Genomic DNA, 18172 nt, shown 5'->3' with positions numbered 1-18172 from the left:
GTGGCGTGGTGCAGGCGCTCGCCCAGGCGCGCCAGCGTGTCGCGCTCGCGACGCAGGCGTTCGCGCGGATGCACCAGGCGCAGCGCGGCGCGGTCCAGGCGCTGCGCGAGCTCGCCGAAGCGGCGCTCGACGGCGCGGCGCAGGCGCGGTTCGAGCACTGCGAGTTCGGCGCGCGCAGCGTACCAGCCGGCGCTGGCGAGCTCGGCGGCGCCGCTCGGCGTGGGTGCGCGCAGGTCGGCGGCGAAGTCGGCGATGGTGAAGTCGGTCTCGTGGCCCACGCCGCACACCACCGGCAGCGGGCAGGCGCGCAGGGTACGCGCCAGGGCTTCGTCGTTGAATGCCCACAGGTCCTCGATGCTGCCGCCGCCACGCACCAGCAGCAGCACATCGACGCCATCTTCGGCGGCGCGCCGGCCGGCGCAGCGGACCGCCTCGAGCAGGCGCGCGGGAGCGTCGGCGCCCTGCACCGGCGCGGGGTAGAGCACCACCGGCAGATGCGGCGCGCGCCGGCGCAGCGTCACCAGCACGTCGCGCAGCGCGGCGGCCTGCGGCGAGGTGACGATACCGAGCGCGCGCGGGTAGCGCGGCAGCGCGCGCCGGCCGGCCTCGTCGAAGAGGCCTTCGGCGGCGAGCTTGGCCTTGAGCCGGTTGAAGGCCTCGAACAGGCTGCCGATACCGGCCGGGCGCAGCGCCTCGACGCTCAGTTGGTAGTCGCCGCGCGCCTCGTACAGGGTGACGAGCGCGCGCGCCTCGACGCGCATGCCATTCTCGGGGCGGAAGGCGAGCAGCTGCGCGCGGTTGCGCCACATCGCACAGCGCACCTGGGCGGAGGCGTCCTTGAGGGTGAAGTAGACATGGCCGGAGGCGGCGCGGACGAGGTTGGAGATCTCGCCGCCCACCCACATCAGGGGCAGCGCGGATTCGAGCAGCTCGCGCGCCATACGGTTGAGTTCGGAGACGCTGAGGACCTGCGCGGCGGGCGTCGCGGCGCCGTTTGCGGGCAAGAGGGGGTTCGCGGGCATGGCCGGATTGTAGCGGAATCCACAGGCTTTCGACCTTGTCAAGGGTGTGTTTGCAAGTCCTTGATCGATAAGGGGTGATTCTGCAAGTTATTGATTCGTAAAGGTTCGATGGCTTGCACAATTTTGCATCGGAGTGAGGGAAAGCCTGCCGTTGCGGGCTTTGCGGGCAGGATTCCGAAATCGTCCACAAACTTATCCACAGCTTCTGTGGATTGCCGCGTGCGCTCCCGATCTCCTCGTGCGCAGGCCATGCCCGTGCCCGCAGATGCCCGGTGCCCGCGTGCGCAGCGTGATGCATGCGGCTTGCCGGGCGGGGGGCGCGGCGCTAGAGTCTCGCCTTTCCAATCGAGAGGTGAGCCCGCGTGTTCGCGATCATCCAGGCCGTTGGCTGGCCGATCTGGCCCCTGATTCTGGCGTCGGTCATCGCGGTGGCGCTCATCATCGAGCGCTCGATCACCCTGCGCCGTTCGCGCATCGTGCCACCGGGGCTGCTCGACAAGGTCCTCGACGATCTGCGCCAGATCGGGCCCTCGGCCGAGATGGCCGAGCGCGTCGCGGCGCACTCGCCGCTCGGCCGCGTGCTCGCCGCCGGCCTGCGCAACGTGCACAGCCCGCGCGAGGTGATGAAGGAGTCGATCGAGGAGACCGGGCGCGCGGTGGTGCACGACCTCGAGCGCTTCCTCACCACGCTCGGCACCATCGCCTCCATCAGCCCGCTGATGGGCCTGCTCGGCACCATCATCGGCATGATCGACATCTTCGCCTCGCAGGGCGTGAGCGGCGCCAACCCGGCCCAGCTCGCCCAGGGCATCTCGATCGCGCTGTATACCACCGGGCTGGGCCTCATCATCGCCATTCCGGCGATGATTTTCTGGCGCCACTTCCGCGCGCTGATCGACAGCTTCGTGATCGACATGGAGCAGCAGGCGATCAAGCTCGTCGAGGTCTCCCACGGCGAGCGCCGGGCGTAAGGGAGGGGCGATGAACTTCCGTCGCGGCAGCCGCAACGGCGAGCCCGAGATCAACCTGATCCCGCTCATCGACGTGGTGTTGGTGATCATCATCTTCCTGATGCTGACCACCACGTTCTCCAAGGTCTCCGGGCTGGAGATCAAGCTGCCCACCGCCGAGGCCGAGGGCAGCGAGACCGAGGCGCGCGAGATCGTGGTCGCGGTGACCGCCGCCGGCGAGGTCCTGGTGAATCGCCAGGCAGTGGGTGAGCGCAGCGTCGAGGCGATCGCCGCCGCGCTCGGCAAGTCGGCCCCGGCCGACGGCGACACGCCGCCGGTGGTGGTGATCAACGCCGACGCGCGCACCCCGCACCAGAGCGTGGTGGACGTGATGCAGGCCGCGCAGCGCGCGGGGCTGCCGCACATCACCTTCGCCACCCAGTCGTCGGCGCAGTGAGGTCCTCCGGCCCGCGCCGCCCCGGAGACTGAACGTGGCTGCGCAGGCCCCAGCGTTCTGGCAGCGTCGCGGCCTGCTCGCGCAGGCCTTGCGTCCGCTCTCCCTGCTGTTCGGTTTCCTCGCCCGCCGCCGCCGCGCGCTCACGCAGCCGCAGCGCCTGCCGGTGCCGGTGATCGTGGTCGGCAACGTCGCGGTCGGCGGCAGTGGCAAGACGCCGGTGGTCGACTGGCTGGCCGGGGTGCTGCGTGTCGCTGGCCACCACCCCGGCATCGTCAGCCGCGGCCATGGCGGTACGGCGAGTGCGCAGGGCGGGCTCGCCCTTGTGCCCGCAGACGGCGACCCCGGCCGCTATGGCGACGAGCCGGTGCTGCTCGCCCGTCTTACCGGTTGCCCGCTTGTGGTGGGGCAGGACCGTCCCGCCGCTGCGCGCGCGCTGCTGCGCCTGCATCCCGAGTGCGACGTGCTCATCGCCGACGACGGCATGCAGCACTACCATCTCGCAAGAGACCTGGAGATCGCCGTGGTGGACGCGGCCACGCTGGGCAACCGCCTGCTGCTGCCCGCCGGGCCGCTGCGCGAGCCGCTCGCGCGCCTCGCCGAAGTCGATCTGGTGCTGGCCCACGGCGAGCTGGATGCCGAGCTGCGCGCGGCGATCGGCGGCGTGCCGGTGTTTCCGATGCGGCTCTTCGGCGAAGAGGTGGTCGCGCTCGCCGACCCTGCGTGTCGCCTCCCGCTCGCGGCGCTGCGTGGTCGCCGGGTGCACGCGGTGGCCGGGATCGGCCGGCCGCAGCGCTTCTTCGACCAGCTCGCCGCCGCCGGCCTGGAGGTGGTCGCCCATGCCTTCCCCGATCATCATCGCTTCGTCGCCGCCGATCTCGTCTTCGGCGACGCGTCGCCGATCCTGATGACCGCGAAGGATGCGGTAAAATGCCGGGCTTTCGCGCCTGCCGACTGCTGGGAATACCCGGTGCGGGCGCAGATCGGTTCCGGCGCCGCCGAACGCATCCTGGAGAAACTCGAAGATGGACGCACGTCTGCTTGAAATCCTCGTCTGCCCGCTGTGCAAGGGGCCGCTCGACTATCTGAAGGACAAGCAGGAACTGGTGTGCAAGGCCGACCGCCTCGCCTATCCGATCCGCGACGGCATCCCGGTGATGCTGGACGAGGAGGCGCGCGCCATGAGCGCCGAGGAAGTCGACGCCCTGCGCAAATGAGCGGCGGCATGTCCACCGACTTCCGCATCGTCGTCCCTGCGCGCTACGCCTCGACCCGGCTGCCCGCCAAGCCGCTCGCCGACATCGGCGGCAAGCCGATGATCGTGCGTGTGCTCGAGCGCGTGCGGCATGCCGGCGCCAGCGAGACTTGGGTCGCCACCGACCACGAGGGCGTGCGCGAGGTCGTGCAGGCTGCGGGCGGTGCCGTGGTGATGACGCGCCCGGACCATCCGAGCGGCACCGACCGCCTCGCCGAGGTCGCGCTCGCGCGCGGCTGGGCCGACGAGGATATCGTGGTGAATGTGCAGGGCGACGAGCCGCTGATCGACCCGGAGATCGTCGCTGCGGTGGCGCGCGCGCTCGCCGCCGACGGCGAGGCTGCCATCGCCACCGCCGCGCACGCCATCCACGATCCCGTCGAGGTCTTCAACCCCAACGTGGTCAAGGTGGTGTGCGATGCCGCCGGGCGCGCGCTGTACTTCTCGCGCGCGCCCATCCCCTGGGCCCGCGACGCCTGGGGCGACGGTGCGCGCGACCTGCCCGCAGGGCTGCCGGTGCTGCGCCATGTCGGCCTGTACGCCTACCGCGTCGGCTTCCTGCGCCGCTATGCGGCGCTCGCGCCCTCGCCGCTGGAGCACTGGGAGGCGCTCGAGCAGTTGCGCGCGCTCTGGCACGGCTATCGCATCCGCGTGCTCGAACTCGCCCAGGCACCGGCGGCCGGGGTCGACACGCAGGAGGACCTGGAGCGGGTGCGCGCGATCTTCGCCGCCGGAGGGGTTTGACCACCCGGCGCGCGTCGGTTAAGTTTCGGCTGCTTATTCGATAAGGAAACGGCCATTTTCGATGGCCGGCCATTCACGGGAGGGAGTATGCGTCTGATTCTGTTGGGACCGCCGGGAGCCGGCAAGGGTACGCAAGCCAACTTCATCAAGGAGAAGTTCGGCATTCCGCAAATCTCCACCGGCGACATGCTGCGCGCCGCGGTGAAGGCGGGCACCCCGCTGGGCCTGGAGGCGAAGAAGGTCATGGATGCCGGCGGCCTCGTGTCCGACGACATCATCATCGGCCTGGTGAAGGACCGCCTGCAGCAGGAAGACTGCAAGTCCGGCTACATGTTCGACGGCTTCCCGCGCACCATCCCGCAGGCCGACGCGATGAAGGACGCCGGCGTGCCGATCGACTTCGTGCTCGAGATCGACGTGCCGGACGCCGAAATCGTCGAACGCATGAGCGGGCGCCGCGCCCATCTGGCTTCGGGCCGCACCTACCACGTCAAGTACAACCCGCCCAAGGTCGCGGGCAAGGACGACGTCACCGGCGAAGACCTGGTGCAGCGCGACGACGACAAGGAAGAAACCGTCAAGAAGCGCCTCGACGTCTACCACTCGCAGACCAAGCCGCTGGTCGAGTACTACAGCAAGTGGGCGGCCTCGGGCGACGCCAAGGCGCCCAAGGTGCGCAAGATCTCCGGCCTCGGCGCGGTGGATGCGATCACCGCGAACGCCTTCGCGGCGCTGAAGTAGGCAGCACCCCGGCCGGGCATGCCCGGCCTCATCCGGCGCGGCCGCGCCCCCCACGGGGCGACGGCCGCGCGTGCTTTTGAACTCGCCGCAATCTCCGCCCGGCGCGGCGCGCGGCAACGCTCGAACGAGGCCCGGCCGATGCGCCAGCAGAACCTTCTGTATGCCCATTCCGGTGGCGTAACCGCCGTCATCAACGCCAGCGCCGCGGCGGTCGTCGCGGCCGCGCGCGCCTCGGGTCGGGTCGGCAAGGTGTTCGCCGCGTGGCGCGGCATCGTCGGCGTGCTCGAGGAGGCCCTGATCGATACCGCCGGCCTGGACGAGGCGGCGCTCGTCCGCCTGGCGCGCACCCCGGGCGGGGCCTTCGGCTCCTGCCGCTTCGATCTGCCGCACGACGACGGCGGCGCGGCGATGGATCGGCTGTTCGCGGTTTTCGACGCGCACGACATCGGCTGGCTGCTCTACAACGGCGGCAACGGCTCGATGGACGCGGTCGCGCGCATCCAGGCCGAGGCCGCGCGGCGCGGCCATGCGCTGGTGTGCGTGGGCGTGCCCAAGACGGTGGACAACGACATCGTCGGTACCGACTGCTGTCCCGGCTTCGGCTCGGCCGCGCGCTACCTCGCCACTTCGATGCTGGAGGCGGGGCTGGACACCGCGTCGATGGTGGGCAGCAAGGGCAGCGTCTTCGTCATGGAGGTGATGGGGCGCAACACCGGCTGGCTGGCCGCGGCCACCGCGCTCGCCGCGCAGGGCGACCCGGACCGCGCCCCGCATATCGTGCTGGTACCGGAGGCGCGCTTCGACGAAGCGGCCTTCCTCGCCCGCGTGCGCGAGATCGTCGAACGGCTGGGCTATTGTGCGGTGACGGTGGCGGAGGGCATCCGCCGACCGGATGGCAGCCTGCTGATGGAGAAGTCGCGCGATGCGCGCGGCTACGTCCAGCTCGGCGGCGCGGGTCTGGCAGTGGCGCGGCGGATCAACGAGCGCCTCGGCTACAAGTTCCACTGGGCGATCCCCGACTACCTGCAGCGCTCGGCCGGACACTGGCTGTCGGCGACCGACCGCGCGCAGGCCGAAGCGGTCGGAAGGGTGGCGGTGGAGTACGCGCTCGCCGGCCAGGGCGGGACCATGCCCGCGATCCGCCGCCTGCAGGATGCGCCCTACCGCTGGGATGTGGTCGCGGTGGACACCGCCGCGGTGGCCAACCTCGAGCGCAGCCTGCCGGACGGTTTCGTGCGCGCCGACGGGCTGCACGTGACCACGGCGGCCTGCGACTACATGCGTCCGCTGATCGAGGGCGAGATTCCGCCGCCGGTGGCGGGCGGCCTGCCCGACTACGGGCGCTGGGACTGGGCCCCGGTGGCGCGCCGGCTGGCGGCGTGGCAGGCCTGACGCGGATCGGCGTGCAACGCCGCGTACGTACGGGTGTGTGCTCGAGCCGATAGCGCCACTGCGCAGGGGTGGATCAATTGATGCGGAACCTCAATCTAGTCGTCGCGGGCGTACTCTTCCTCGGCCTGCTCTGGGGCTTGGAGGGTCTGCCGGACCGCGCCGGAGCCGGGCTTGCTCTGCTCGCCACGATCGCCTGGCTGTGGCTGACCGAAGCCCTGCACGTGAGCGTGACCGCGCTGCTGGTGCCCCTGCTCGCCGCCGCGAGCGGAGTGCTGGATTTTCCCGAGGCCTTGCTGCAGTTCGCCGACCCGGTAGTCTTCCTCTTCCTCGGCGGCTTCGCGCTCGCCGCCGGCCTGCAGCGCCAGGGGCTGGACCGCTGGATGGCGGGCCAGGTCCTGCGCCGCGCGGGGGCCAGCTTCGGGCGCGCGGTGCGCTGGCTGTTCTGGTTGACCGCCTTCCTGTCGATGTGGATCAGCAACACCGCGACCGCGGCGATGATGCTGCCGCTGGCGCTTGGCCTGCTCGCCCCGCTGCCGCTCGACGAACATCGCCGCACCTGGATGTACGTGCTGCTCGGCGTGGCCTTCTCCGCCAACATCGGCGGCATCGGCACCCTGGTCGGCAGCCCGCCCAACGCGATCGCCGCGGCAGCGGTGGGCATGGATTTCGCCGAATGGATGAGCTGGGGTCTGCCGCTGGTGCTGGTGATGATGCCGCTGATGGAGATCGGTCTGCGCCTGGTGCTGCGACCGCGGCTCGACGTGGCGGTGACGCCGCCACCGCCTCCCGGAGGATGGACTCCGGCGCAGCGCAAGATGCTCGCACTCTTCGGCTTCACCGTGCTGCTGTGGGTGTTCGGCGCGCCCCTCGGCGCCGCGCTCGGCTTTGCCCAGGGCTACGACGCCGCGGTGGCGCTGTTCGCGCTCGTGCTGCTGCACGGCTTGCGGCTGGCGGGCTGGCAGGACGTGGAGCGCAGCACCGAGTGGGGCGTGCTGTTGCTCTTCGGCGGCGGGCTCACGCTGAGCAAGGCGCTCGCGGCCAGCGGCGCGGCGGCCTGGCTCGCCACCCAGCTCGGTGGACCGCTCGCCGCACTGCCGGCCTGGGGCTGCATCGCGCTGATGGTGCTGTTCGCGTTGCTGCTCACCGAGGTCACCAGCAACACCGCGAGTGCAGCCCTGCTGATCCCGCTCTTCCTCGGTCTCGCCCCGCATGTCGAGCGCGCGCCGCTCGCCGTGCTGGTCGCGGTCGGCACCTCGTGTGCCTTCATGCTCCCCGTTGCCACTCCGCCCAACGCGATCGTCTTCGGCACCGGCCACGTGCCGCAGCGGGTGATGATCCTGGGCGGAACCGGGGTGACGGTGCTGGTCTATCCGGCGCTGGTGCTGGCGGCGTTGATTGCGGTGGCGTGAGGAGTGAGGCGTCTGGAGCGGAGAAGGCCGGACGGCGTCCGACCTTCCCGCCGCCCGGCGAGGATCGAGCGGCGGGAGGTTTCGACTTTGCACCCGACACCGGGCGCCCGACTCCTCACGCTGCCGCGGCCGTTTCCCCGGCCGCGGCCCCACGCTCCGGCATGTAGGCCGCCACCTGGCACAGGATCGCGGCCACGTAGGGGATGCACTGCAGGCACAGGATGCCGACCCACAGCTGGGTCTCGAGGTTGTTGGCGCCGCGCTGCGCGACCAGGGTGACGGCGCCCATCAGCAGCGCGACCAGCATGCCGATCTCCTCGCGGATGGGGTTGAAGAAGGCCAGCGCGCCACCGCCGCGCCAGCCCTTGGGCGTCACCACGAACACGCCTTTCTTTTTCACCAGGCCGGCGAACACGCCGCGCGCGATCGCGTGGGCGAGGCCCACCGACAGGATTGAGGCGCCGAGGATGTCCTTCCACGGGCAGTCCATCGTGCGCCGATAGAGGATGGGGCCGAGCGCTGCCTTGAAGATCATGAAGCCGAAGATCGGCAGCGCGAGCGACACCACCGGCAGGCCGAAGGCCTTGGGGAAGAGCAGGATGCCCAGGGTCCACAGCAGGCTGCCGAAGGCGAACACCAGCTGCAGCGCGTCGCCCAGCCAGGCGAACCAGCCGGTGAGGAAGTGGTAGCGCTGGGCGAGGTTGAGGGTGCTGCGCCCGATCATGTGGGGCAGGTGGGCCTTGAGGATCTGCATCGCGCCGAAGGCCCAGCGGAAGCGCTGGCTCTTGATCGCGGCGAAGCCCGAGGGGGTGAGGCCGCGGCCGAGGATATGGTCGATGTAACGCGTGTCGTAGCCCTTCTCGATCAGGCGCAGGCCGAGCTCGGTGTCCTCGCAGATGCACCACTCGGACCAGCCGCCGACCTCCTCGAGTGCGCGCCGGCGCACCATGGTCATGGTGCCGTGCTGGATCAGCGCGTTGCGCTCGTTGCGGTGGTGCATGCCGATGCGGAAGAAGCCGTCGAACTCCCAGTTGCACATGCGCTTGAAGGGCTGGCCCTCCCAGTCGCGGTGGGCCTGCGGGGCCTGCACGACGGCGACCTCGGGCTGGTCGAAGTGCGGCACCAGGCAGGCCAGCCAGTCGGGATCGACCACGTAGTCGGCGTCGACGACACCCACCACCTCGGCGCGCGGGTCGGTGACCTTGAGGCCGTAGTTGAGCGCGCCGGCCTTGAAGCCGGGCCAGTTGGCGAGGTGGAAGAAGCGGAAGCGCGGACCGAGCTCGGCGCAGCGGCGCTCGAGCGGCTTCCACAGGGCCTCGTCGCGGGTGTTGTTGTCGAGGATCAGGACCTCGAAGTTCTGGTAATTCATCTGCGCCAGGCTGTCGATGGTGGCGATCACCATCTCGGGCGGCTCGTTGTAGCAGGCCAGGTGGATGGACACGAAGGGCTGCTGCTCGGGCGGGTGCGGCGGCAGCGGGGTGAAGCGGCGCGCCCATTTCTTCTTGAAGAGCACCTCGCCGAACTCGAAGCCGTGCGACAGCAGCACCGCCGCGGTCATGCAGGTGGCACCGATCAGCAGCACCAGACCGATGAGGTCGCGCTGGGTGAGGTAGTACTCGACCGGCACGTTGATGCCGATGATCAGCGTCGAGATGCAGGCCTGGATCAGCGCGGCGAGGAAGAGGCGGCCGCCGATGCTCCAGCCGGGCAGGAAGAAGGCCGCCAGCATCATCGGGATGAAGGCGAGTGCGGCGGCGTTGCTGGCCTTGTGCGACCAGTGCGGGTCGCGTTCGACCACGCCCTCGAGCTGGTACTTGGGCTCGCGGTCGGCGTTGAACATGCCCCAGTAGGGCCCGGCCCAGCCTTCGACGTCCACCTTCCACGGCTGGTCGATCGCTTCCATCAGGAAGTAGTCGATGCGTGCGGTGCGCGGATGGGCGAGGAACTCGCGCACGAAGCGCGCCTGGTTGTCGAGCGAGGGGATGGCGGCGTCGATGGTCGGGCCGCGGCTCGGCCAGCCCACTTCGCCGACCACGATCTTCTTGCGCGGGTGTGCGCGCGCGACCTCGTCGTAGCGCTGGAAGGCGTACTCCACCGCCTTGTCCACCGGCAGGCCCTCGTGGTACGGCAGGAGGTGCACGGTGATGTAGTCGACGTGCTTGGCGAGTTCCGGATAGCGCAGCCAGACGTGCCAGGGCTCGGCGGTCGAGACCGGCTTGCGGATCGCCTTGCGCACCTCGTCGAGATAGACGATGAGCTCGTCGACCGTGACGTCGCCGCGCAGGATGGCCTCGTTGCCGACCATGACGCGCTCGATGTGGCGCATCTTGCGTGCCGCCTCGATCAGGGCTGCGACTTCGCGCGCGTTGGACTCGGGGCGGGCGTCGATCCAGGCGCCGGCCGTGACCAGCATGTCGCGCTCGCCGGCGAGATCGAGCAGCTCGGGCATGTCGTTGACGCCGTAGGTGCGCAGGCCGTCGGAGTAGCGTCCGAGCAGGTCGAGGTCGGAGGCGAGTTCGGCGCGCGTGGGGTAGGTCCCCTTGAGCGGGCTCTGGTCGCGCTGGAAGCCGTTGTAGGCGAAGCCCTTGATGCTCTGGTTGGTGCCGATGAACTCGGTGCTGCGGTTGAGCTGCTGCCAGATCCAGTATTGCGCGAAGGCGACCACCGCGGCGATGGCGATTGCGGTGAGGATGCGGATTGCGAAGGAGGCGGCGTTCTTCATCGTGGTTCCTGGGCGCCGTCCTGCAGGTACGGCGCGGATGTATTGCGAGGGCCTCGTGGGCCGCGTGTCGGGGTGACACCGGGCGGCTGCGGCGGGCAGGCCATGAAGGCGCTGCGCCGCCACGATCGCCGACCCGGCCGCACTGTGACAAAATGCGCGCGCCCGGCAGGGCGTCCGCCCTTCACACCGACGGCGCGCATTTTATTCGCCATTTCAGCCCCTTACGAGCCGCTCGGGGTGGCAATTTGCAACACTTTGCACGTCTTGTCGGCGTGTGCTGATTTTGAAGGGAAAGCGTATCCCAATGCCAACTAATTTGCTCAAATATGGCGTCGCCCGTCCGCTCCTTGCCGGACTCGCGCTCGCCGCACTCGCGCTCTGGTTGCGCCACGGCGTGCTCGAGGCCGGGGTGCTGCCGCGCGACTGCACGGCCGCCGATGCGCCCGCGCTGGCCTGCCTGTTCAAGCAGGCCTTCGTGCACAGCTTCCTCGACCAGCGCATCGGCTGGGTGAGCCTCGTCGCGGGCGTACTCGCCTTTGTGCGTGCCAGTCGCGGCCTGGCCTGGGCGGGCTGGCTGTGTGGAGTGGCCGGCCTGGTGCTGTACAGCTACGACCCGGCCGCGGTCGGCGCCCTACTCGCGCTGCTCGTGCTGGTGCGAGCGCACCAGCAGCACGGGCAGGGCCAGCGCGAGCCCGGTGAGCAGCCAGGCGACCGCCTGGGGGTTGGCCGGCTCGCTTGACCAGCGCGCGACCACGCCGATGAGGATGACCAGCGCGAGGGTGATCTCGCTGCGCGTGGTGTCGGCGCGCCACCAGCCGACGACACCGAGCACCACCGCCGGCACCAGGTAGAGCAGGGTGGGGAAGTCGCGGTAGCGCGGATCGACCCACAGCAGCAGCGCGGCCACCGCGGCTGCGAAGAGCAGCAGGCCGCGCAGCAGGCCGAGCGCGCCGGCCTTGGCGCGCAGGGGTTCGCCATGCCGCAGGATGCGCGCGGCGCGGCCGGTGGCGGGCACGGGCTCGCCATGCCAGCGCGCGAGCGTGAGCGGCAGCAGGGCGCCGAGCGCGGCGACACCGCCGAGCAGGCTCCACTCCAGCGCATCGCGGTAGGCCAGGTGGGCGTGTTCCCAGTGCAGCACCGTGATCATTCCGCCGAGTGTGCCTGCGGCGGCGATCGCGCTTGCGCGCAGGCAGCGCGTGCGTCGGCCGGTGGTCGCGAGCAGGAAGGCGAGCACGCCGCCGACCGCAGCGCCGCCGACCGGACCGGCCACGCCTTCGCGCTCGGCCACCGCACCGGCGAGCGGGAACTTGGGCTCCAGGCTGTCGGCGTCGAGCATGCCCCAGAAGCCGCCCACCGTGCCTTCGAGGCGGCGCTTCCAGGGCTGGTCGATGGCCTCGATGAGGTTGTAGTCCCAGCCTTCGGCATGCGCGCGATGGACGAACTCGCGGATGTAGCGCGCCTGGTTGACCCGGGAGGGCTTCGATTCCTCGCGCTGGCGGCCCGCGCTCGGCCAGCCGGTCTCGCCGATGAGGATCTTCTTGCCGGCGAAGTGCTCACCGACGTGGCGCCGCGTTTCGGCCACGTGCTGGAGCGCGAGCTCGATGTCGACCGGTTCGTCCTCCCAGAAGGGCAGGATGTGCACGGTGACGAAGTCGACCTCGTTGGCGAGACTGTCGTGGCGGGTCCAGAACTCCCACACGTCGGCGTAGGTGACCGGCACCTTCGCATGCGCCTTGGCGTGACGGATGAGTTCGCGCATCTCGTCCTCGGTGCGCTCGCGGCGCAGCAGGACCTCGTTGCCGACGATGAGCGCACGCACGACGTCGGCGTTGGCGTTGGCGAGCGCGATCGCGCGCTCGAGTTCGCGGGCGTTCTTCGTCTTCTCGTAGCCGATCCAGGCGCCGAGCAGCACTTTCAGACCGAGCGGACGGGCGAGCTCGGGGACGTGCTCGAGGCCCTGGTCGATCGAGTACAGGCGCACGCAGTCGGTGATCTTCGCCAGCGCGGCGAGGTCGGCGGCGATCTGCTCGCGCTCGATGCGGGTGTCTTCGAGGAGCGGGGTCTGCCCCGGGCGATGATAGGGGGCGTAGGACACGCAGCGCAGCTTCTCGCCCTCGGCGAGGTGCAGGTCGTGCATGCGCACCGGGCGCGTCTGCAGCCACAGCATGGCGGCGAGCAGCAGGAGCATGGTGGTGCTGGCGATGAGCAGGGCGAGCCAGAGCTGGCTGCGGTTGGTGCGCGGAGCGAAGATCACCGTGTCCGGTTCCTTCCAGGTTCGGGGGGGTAGGTGGTGGGGAGGGCTGGCGGCAAAAAAAGAGCCACACCCGCGGGCGTGGCTCCTGCTGCCGAGGCTGGCGGATTCTACCAGCGCTCGGGGCGTGGTTCGCCGCTGCGGGCGGCGCTCACTCGGCGTAGTCGCTCATCGGCACGCAGGCGCAGAACAGGTTGCGGTCGCCATAGACGTCGTCGATGCGATTGACGCTGGGCCAGAACTTGTTCTCGGCCACCCAGGGCAACGGGAACACCGCCTGCTCGCGCGAGTAGGGCCGCTTCCAGTCGCCGAGGAAGTCGGCCTGGGTGTGCGGCGCGTGCTTGAGCGGGTTGTCCTCGGCCGGCCAGTTGCCGGCTTCGATCTGGCGGATCTCGTCGCGGATCGCGATCATCGCGGCGACGAAGCGCTCGAGCTCGCCGAGGTCTTCCGACTCGGTCGGCTCGACCATGATCGTGCCTGCCACCGGGAACGACATGGTCGGCGCGTGGAAGCCGTAGTCCATCAGGCGCTTGGCGATGTCGACCTCGGAGATGCCGGTGGTCGCCTTGATCGGACGGATGTCGAGGATGCACTCGTGCGCGACCCGGCCCTTGCTGCCGGTGTAGAGCACCGGGTAGTGATCCTTCAGGCGTGCGGCCAGGTAGTTGGCGTTGAGGATCGCCACCTCGGTCGCCTGCTTGAGGCCTTCGCCGCCCATCATCGTGATGTACATCCACGAGATCGGCAGGATGCTCGCTGAGCCGAAGGGCGCGGCCGAGACTGCGCCCTGGCCCAGGTTGGGCCGGCCGGCGCCGCCGGTGGGCTGGATCACGTGGTCGGCCATGAAGGGCGCGAGGTGCGCCGCCAGGCCGATCGGCCCCATGCCCGGACCGCCGCCGCCGTGCGGGATGCAGAAGGTCTTGTGCAGGTTCATGTGCGACACGTCGGCGCCGATCGTCGCCGGCGAGGTCAGGCCAACCTGCGCGTTGAGGTTGGCGCCGTCCATGTACACCTGACCTCCGTACTGGTGGACGATGGTGCAGATCTCGCGGATCGACTCCTCGAACACGCCGTGGGTGGACGGGTAGGTGATCATCAGTGCGGCCAGGTCGGCGGCGTGCTTCTCCGCCTTGGCCTTGAGGTCGGCGACGTCGACGTTGCCGTTGTCGTCGCACTCGACCACCACCACCTGCATGCCGCACATCTGAGCGGTCGCCGGGTTGGTGCCGTGGGCGGACTTCGGGATCAGGCAGATCTTGCGGTTGGCCTCGCCGCGGCTGGCGTGGTAGCGCGCGATCGCCACCAGGCCGGCGTACTCGCCCTGCGCACCCGAGTTCGGCTGCATGCTGATCGCCGGGAAGCCGGTGACCGCGCGCAGGTAGTCGGCCAGGCCCTCGATCATCTCGAGGTAGCCGGCGGCCTGCTCGCGCGGCGCGAACGGGTGCAGGTTGGCGAACTCCGGCCAGGTGATCGGGATCATCTCGCTGGTGGCGTTCAGCTTCATCGTGCACGAGCCGAGCGAGATCATCGAGTGGTCGAGCGCGAGGTCGCGGTTCTGCAGCTTCTTGAGGTAGCGCAGCATCTCGTGCTCGGTGTGGTGCGTGTTGAACACCGGGTGCGCGAGCACGGCGTCGCTGCGCAGCAGTTCCGCCGGCAGGGCGCCGCCTGCGGCCGCGACGCGGGCGTCGATCGCGCTGACGTCGGTGGAGGCGCCGAAGCAGCCGAGGATCGTGGCGATGTCCTCGCGGGTGGTGGTCTCATCCACCGACAGACCGAGCGTGGTGCCGGAGACGCTGCGCAGGTTGAAGCCGGCTTCCTCGGCCGCGCGCAGGATGGTGGGCGCGCGCGCGCCGACCTCGACCTCGACGGTGTCGAAGAAGGCACGGTCGTGCAGGCCGAAGCCGGCCTCGCGCAGGCCGGCGGCGAGCACCGCGGCGAGGCGGTGGATGCGCGCGGCGATGGTGCGCAGGCCCTGCGGGCCGTGATAGACGGCGTAGAAGCCGGAGAGGTTGGCCAGCAGCACCTGCGAGGTGCAGATGTTGGAGTTCGCCTTTTCGCGGCGGATGTGCTGCTCACGGGTCTGCAGCGTCATGCGCAGCGCGGTCTTGCCACGCGCGTCCTTGGAGACGCCGATGATACGGCCGGGCATTGAGCGCACGTAGCTTTCGCGGGTCGCGAAGAAGGCGGCATGCGGGCCGCCGAAGCCCATCGGCACGCCGAAGCGCTGCGCCGAACCGAGCGCGATGTCGGCGCCCATGGCGCCGGGGCTCTTGAGCAGCACCAGGGCCATCAGATCGCTGGCGACCGCGACCACGGCGCCCTTGGCCTTGAGTTCTGCGATCGGGGCCGTGAGGTCGACGACCTCGCCGCGTGCGTTCGGGTACTGCAGCAGCGCGCCGAAGCAGTCGTGGCTGCCAGCCTCGGCAGCCTTGCCGTAGACCAGCTCGTAGCCGAAGTAGTGCGCACGGGTGCGCACCACGTCGATGGTCTGCGCGAAGCAGGCCTCGTCGATGAAGAACACGTTCGACTTCGACTTCGATACGCGCCGGGCCATCGTCATCGCCTCGGCGGCGGCGGTGGCCTCGTCGAGCAGCGAGGCGTTGGCGAGCTCCAGGCCGGTGAGGTCGATCACCATCTGCTGGTAGTTCAGCAGGGCTTCGAGGCGGCCTTGGGAGATCTCGGCCTGGTAGGGCGTGTAGGCGGTGTACCAGCCCGGGTTCTCGAGCACGTTGCGCAGCACGACCGCGGGGACGTGGGTGCCGTAGTAGCCCTGACCGATCAGGGACTTCTTCACCACGTTGCGGCCGGCGATGGCCTTCAGGCGGGCAAGCGCCTCGTGCTCGGGCATCGCGCCGGCGAGCGGCAGCGGCGACGCGAGGCGGATGCCGGCAGGCACGGTCTGCGCGATCAGGGCGTCGACGTCGGCGACGCCGATGCTCGCGCACATGCGCCCGATCTCGCCCGCATCGGGGCCGAGGTGGCGGTGGACGAAGGCGTCGCGCTGCTCGAGGCGGGCGAGCGGGGCGGAGAGCAGGGTGTCGGTCATGGTCAGGCCTGGGCGATTTCCGCTTCGTAGGCTGCGGCGTCCATCAGCGCGGCGACGTCGGCGGCGTTGGCCGGCGCGAGCTTGAACAGCCAGGCGGAGTACGCGTCGGCGTTGACGCTCTCGGGGGCGTCGATCGCGTCCTGATTGTTGGCGATCACTTCACCTGCCACGGGGGCGTAGATGTCGGAGGCAGCCTTGACCGATTCGATCACCGCGCAGGCTTCGCCGGCGGACAGCGCGCGGCCGGCTTCCGGCAGTTCGAGGAAGACGATGTCGCCGAGGGCCTCCTGGGCGTGGTCGGTGACGCCGATGGTCAGGGTGCCGTCGTCCTCGACGCGGATCCATTCGTGGGACTTGGTGTACTTGAGGGTGCTGGGAACGTTGCTCATGGTGCTCTCCGGTCGGGAAGATGGGGTGTGCGGGTGAAGAAATGCAGTGTTGCGTCCGGCTCGTCGGTGATGTGCGGCTGCGACATGAAGGGCGGCTCGATGGCCGCCCTCGGACATCGGGTCAGACGAGGGCCTTGCCGTTACGTACGAAGGGCAGCTTGACGGTGCGTGCCTTCAGGCGCTTGCCGCGAATGTCCACCTCGACGGCTTCGCCCGGCTGCGTCGCGAGAGGGACGCGTGCGAAGGCGATCGACTTTTCCAGCGTGGGCGAGAAGCTTCCGCTGGTGGTCTCGCCTTCGCCGCCGGAGGTGAAGACCTTCATGTGCGAGCGCAGCACGCCCTTGTCCTCGAGGATGAGGCCAAGCAGGCGCTGACTGGCAGGGTTGGCCTGCAGCGCGGCGCGACCGAGGAAGTCGCGCGCCTCGTCCTTCATGTCCACCGTCCACGACAGGCCGGCATTCAGGGGGGAAACGTGGTCGTCCATGTCTTGGCCGTAGAGGTTCATGCCGGCTTCCAGCCGTAGGGTGTCGCGCGCGCCCAGGCCGCAGGGACGCACACCGGCGGCGGCGAGCGCATTCCACATCGCCTCGGCGCGGCTCGCGGGGACGGCGATCTCCAGTCCGTCCTCGCCGGTGTAGCCGGTACGTGCGATCAGCAGGTCGCCCACGCGAGCGCCAAAGAAGGGGGCGGGCACGCCGTTGGCGGTGGAGAGCTCCGGCAGGGCCAAGGTGGCGCGCTCGATCGCGCGCGGACCCTGGACGGCAATCATCGCCAGGTCGCGGCGCGCCTGCAGGGTCACGTTGGCACCGGTCGCGGCGATGCGCTGGCGCATCCAGGCGACGTCCTTGTCGGCGGTGCCGGCGTTTACGACGATGCGGTAGTCGGCATCGCTGAAGCGGTAGACGATCAGGTCGTCGATCACGCCGCCGCGCTCGTTGAGCATGCAGGAGTAGAGCGCCTTGCCGTTATCCTTGAGCTTGGCGACGTCGTTGGCGAGCAGACCGCGCAGCCAGGTGGTTGCGTCGGGGCCGGCGAGGTCGAGGGCGAGCATGTGCGAGACGTCGAACATGCCGGCGTCGCGGCGCACGGCGTGATGCTCCTCGATCTGCGAACCGTAGTTCACCGGCATGTCCCAGCCGGCGAAGTCGACCATGCGTGCGCCGGCGGCGACGTGGGCGGCGTGGAGGGGGGTCTGTTTGGCAGCGATAGTCATCGCGAAGGCGCTCCGTCAGGGTGAACGAGAAAGGGGCGGGTACGGTTTGTCACCGAGCACGCCCCATCTGTCCTTTTACCTGAGAGATTTTCCCGTGATCGCGTGGCATCTGCAGACATATATGTATGCGATGTTACGGCTGACGACGGTGTGCCCCTTCGGTGGATACGCCGGCGCCTTGCGCCCGTACCGCTCTCCAGACTTTTGCTGCGCACGCGGTCCTTTTGCCTGAGCGGTTCCGGGGGTTGCGCCTTCGGCGACTCCATCGAGGAGTTCTCTCCCGCGTGTCGCGCGGACGATATCACTTGCCCCACGGTGCCGCAACCGCGACGGATGCGTCCGCGCGCGCCATCGTCGCGAAGCTTAGAGCGCCTGGCATCGACCTCCGGGGGCTGCAAAGCAACTCTCGCGATGCAGGTACGACGCAAGTCGCGCTTAGGAGCGCAATTGCCATTGGAGCGTGGTGCCGATCCGATCGGCCGTTCGCGGTTGTCGGATGCAAGGGGGGCGGGGATTTCTTTGGTTGGCGTCGTGCGAGGGCGACGCAGGTCGAGTGTGCTTGGCGTGGATGGCCTGTGGTTTTG

15 protein-coding genes and 1 riboswitch are annotated in these 18172 nt (G+C 69.8%); of the genes, 9 read left to right on the top strand and 6 right to left on the bottom strand.

Features of this window, described 5'->3' with window-relative positions; all coding sequences use genetic code 11:
• Positions 1-1022, bottom strand: a 1022-nt coding sequence (gene xseA, locus C665_RS12645; RefSeq protein WP_004312612.1) for an exodeoxyribonuclease VII large subunit, incomplete at its 3' end; no start/stop codon positions are given.
• Positions 1023-1384: 362 nt separating this feature from the next.
• Between xseA and C665_RS12640 the strand changes: the two genes are divergently transcribed.
• The 8 genes from C665_RS12640 to C665_RS12605 all read left to right on the top strand — a co-directional run bounded on the left by C665_RS12640 (position 1385) and on the right by C665_RS12605 (position 7967).
• A complete protein-coding gene (locus C665_RS12640) occupies positions 1385-1993 on the top strand; it encodes a MotA/TolQ/ExbB proton channel family protein (RefSeq protein ID WP_004312611.1) in 609 nt (202 codons plus the stop codon).
• Between the two features lie 10 nt (positions 1994-2003).
• The gene (locus C665_RS12635; RefSeq protein ID WP_004312609.1) at positions 2004-2429 is read left to right on the top strand and encodes an ExbD/TolR family protein; all 426 of its coding nucleotides are present in this window, start codon (positions 2004-2006) and stop codon (positions 2427-2429) included.
• Between the two features lie 34 nt (positions 2430-2463).
• Positions 2464-3471, top strand: a complete 1008-nt coding sequence (lpxK, locus tag C665_RS12630; RefSeq protein WP_004312607.1) for a tetraacyldisaccharide 4'-kinase — start codon at positions 2464-2466, stop codon at positions 3469-3471.
• Entirely contained in the window at positions 3452-3643 is a 192-nt protein-coding gene (locus C665_RS12625) for a Trm112 family protein (protein ID WP_004312605.1), read from the top strand. The genes lpxK and C665_RS12625 overlap by 20 nt, the downstream gene beginning before the upstream one ends.
• Positions 3640-4425, top strand: coding sequence for a 3-deoxy-manno-octulosonate cytidylyltransferase (gene kdsB, locus C665_RS12620; protein WP_004312603.1), 786 nt, complete (start codon positions 3640-3642; stop codon positions 4423-4425). The genes C665_RS12625 and kdsB overlap by 4 nt, the downstream gene beginning before the upstream one ends.
• A gap of 87 nt (positions 4426-4512) precedes the next feature.
• Complete coding sequence (gene adk, locus C665_RS12615; RefSeq protein WP_004312600.1) at positions 4513-5166, top strand: adenylate kinase; 654 nt, start codon at positions 4513-4515, stop codon at positions 5164-5166.
• Positions 5167-5304: 138 nt separating this feature from the next.
• On the top strand, positions 5305-6558 hold the full coding sequence (locus C665_RS12610) for a 6-phosphofructokinase (RefSeq protein WP_004312599.1): 1254 nt from the start codon (positions 5305-5307) through the stop codon (positions 6556-6558).
• Positions 6559-6638: 80 nt separating this feature from the next.
• Complete coding sequence (locus tag C665_RS12605; protein ID WP_004312596.1) at positions 6639-7967, top strand: SLC13 family permease; 1329 nt, start codon at positions 6639-6641, stop codon at positions 7965-7967.
• A gap of 115 nt (positions 7968-8082) precedes the next feature.
• Here the strand turns inward: C665_RS12605 and C665_RS12600 are convergent, their stop codons facing one another.
• The gene (locus tag C665_RS12600; RefSeq protein WP_004312594.1) at positions 8083-10689 is read right to left on the bottom strand and encodes a glycosyltransferase family 2 protein; all 2607 of its coding nucleotides are present in this window, start codon (positions 10687-10689) and stop codon (positions 8083-8085) included.
• Between the two features lie 304 nt (positions 10690-10993).
• Here C665_RS12600 and C665_RS20305 point away from each other — a divergent pair, with 304 nt between their 5' ends.
• On the top strand, positions 10994-11428 hold the full coding sequence (locus tag C665_RS20305) for a hypothetical protein (RefSeq protein WP_138861269.1): 435 nt from the start codon (positions 10994-10996) through the stop codon (positions 11426-11428).
• On the opposite strand, the gene C665_RS12595 is transcribed toward C665_RS20305, so the two are convergent.
• The 4 genes from C665_RS12595 to gcvT all read right to left on the bottom strand — a co-directional run bounded on the left by C665_RS12595 (position 11321) and on the right by gcvT (position 17588).
• Positions 11321-12943 (bottom strand): glycoside hydrolase family 17 protein, encoded by a 1623-nt coding sequence (locus C665_RS12595; protein WP_004312591.1) that lies wholly within the window; start codon positions 12941-12943, stop codon positions 11321-11323. The two genes, C665_RS20305 and C665_RS12595, sit on opposite strands and share 108 nt — an antisense overlap.
• A 148-nt stretch (positions 12944-13091) precedes the next feature.
• Complete coding sequence (gene gcvP, locus C665_RS12590; protein WP_004312589.1) at positions 13092-15986, bottom strand: aminomethyl-transferring glycine dehydrogenase; 2895 nt, start codon at positions 15984-15986, stop codon at positions 13092-13094.
• A 2-nt stretch (positions 15987-15988) separates the two neighbouring features.
• The gene (gene gcvH / locus C665_RS12585; protein ID WP_004312587.1) at positions 15989-16375 is read right to left on the bottom strand and encodes a glycine cleavage system protein GcvH; all 387 of its coding nucleotides are present in this window, start codon (positions 16373-16375) and stop codon (positions 15989-15991) included.
• Between the two features lie 121 nt (positions 16376-16496).
• Positions 16497-17588, bottom strand: coding sequence for a glycine cleavage system aminomethyltransferase GcvT (gene gcvT, locus C665_RS12580; protein WP_004312585.1), 1092 nt, complete (start codon positions 17586-17588; stop codon positions 16497-16499).
• 206 nt (positions 17589-17794) lie between these two features.
• Positions 17795-17881: riboswitch (glycine riboswitch) on the bottom strand.
• Positions 17882-18172: the final 291 nt, after the last annotated feature.

Source organism: Thauera aminoaromatica S2 (assembly GCF_000310185.1).
Lineage (GTDB): Bacteria > Pseudomonadota > Gammaproteobacteria > Burkholderiales > Rhodocyclaceae > Thauera > Thauera aminoaromatica.
This window is presented reverse-complemented; position numbering and strand designations above follow the sequence as displayed.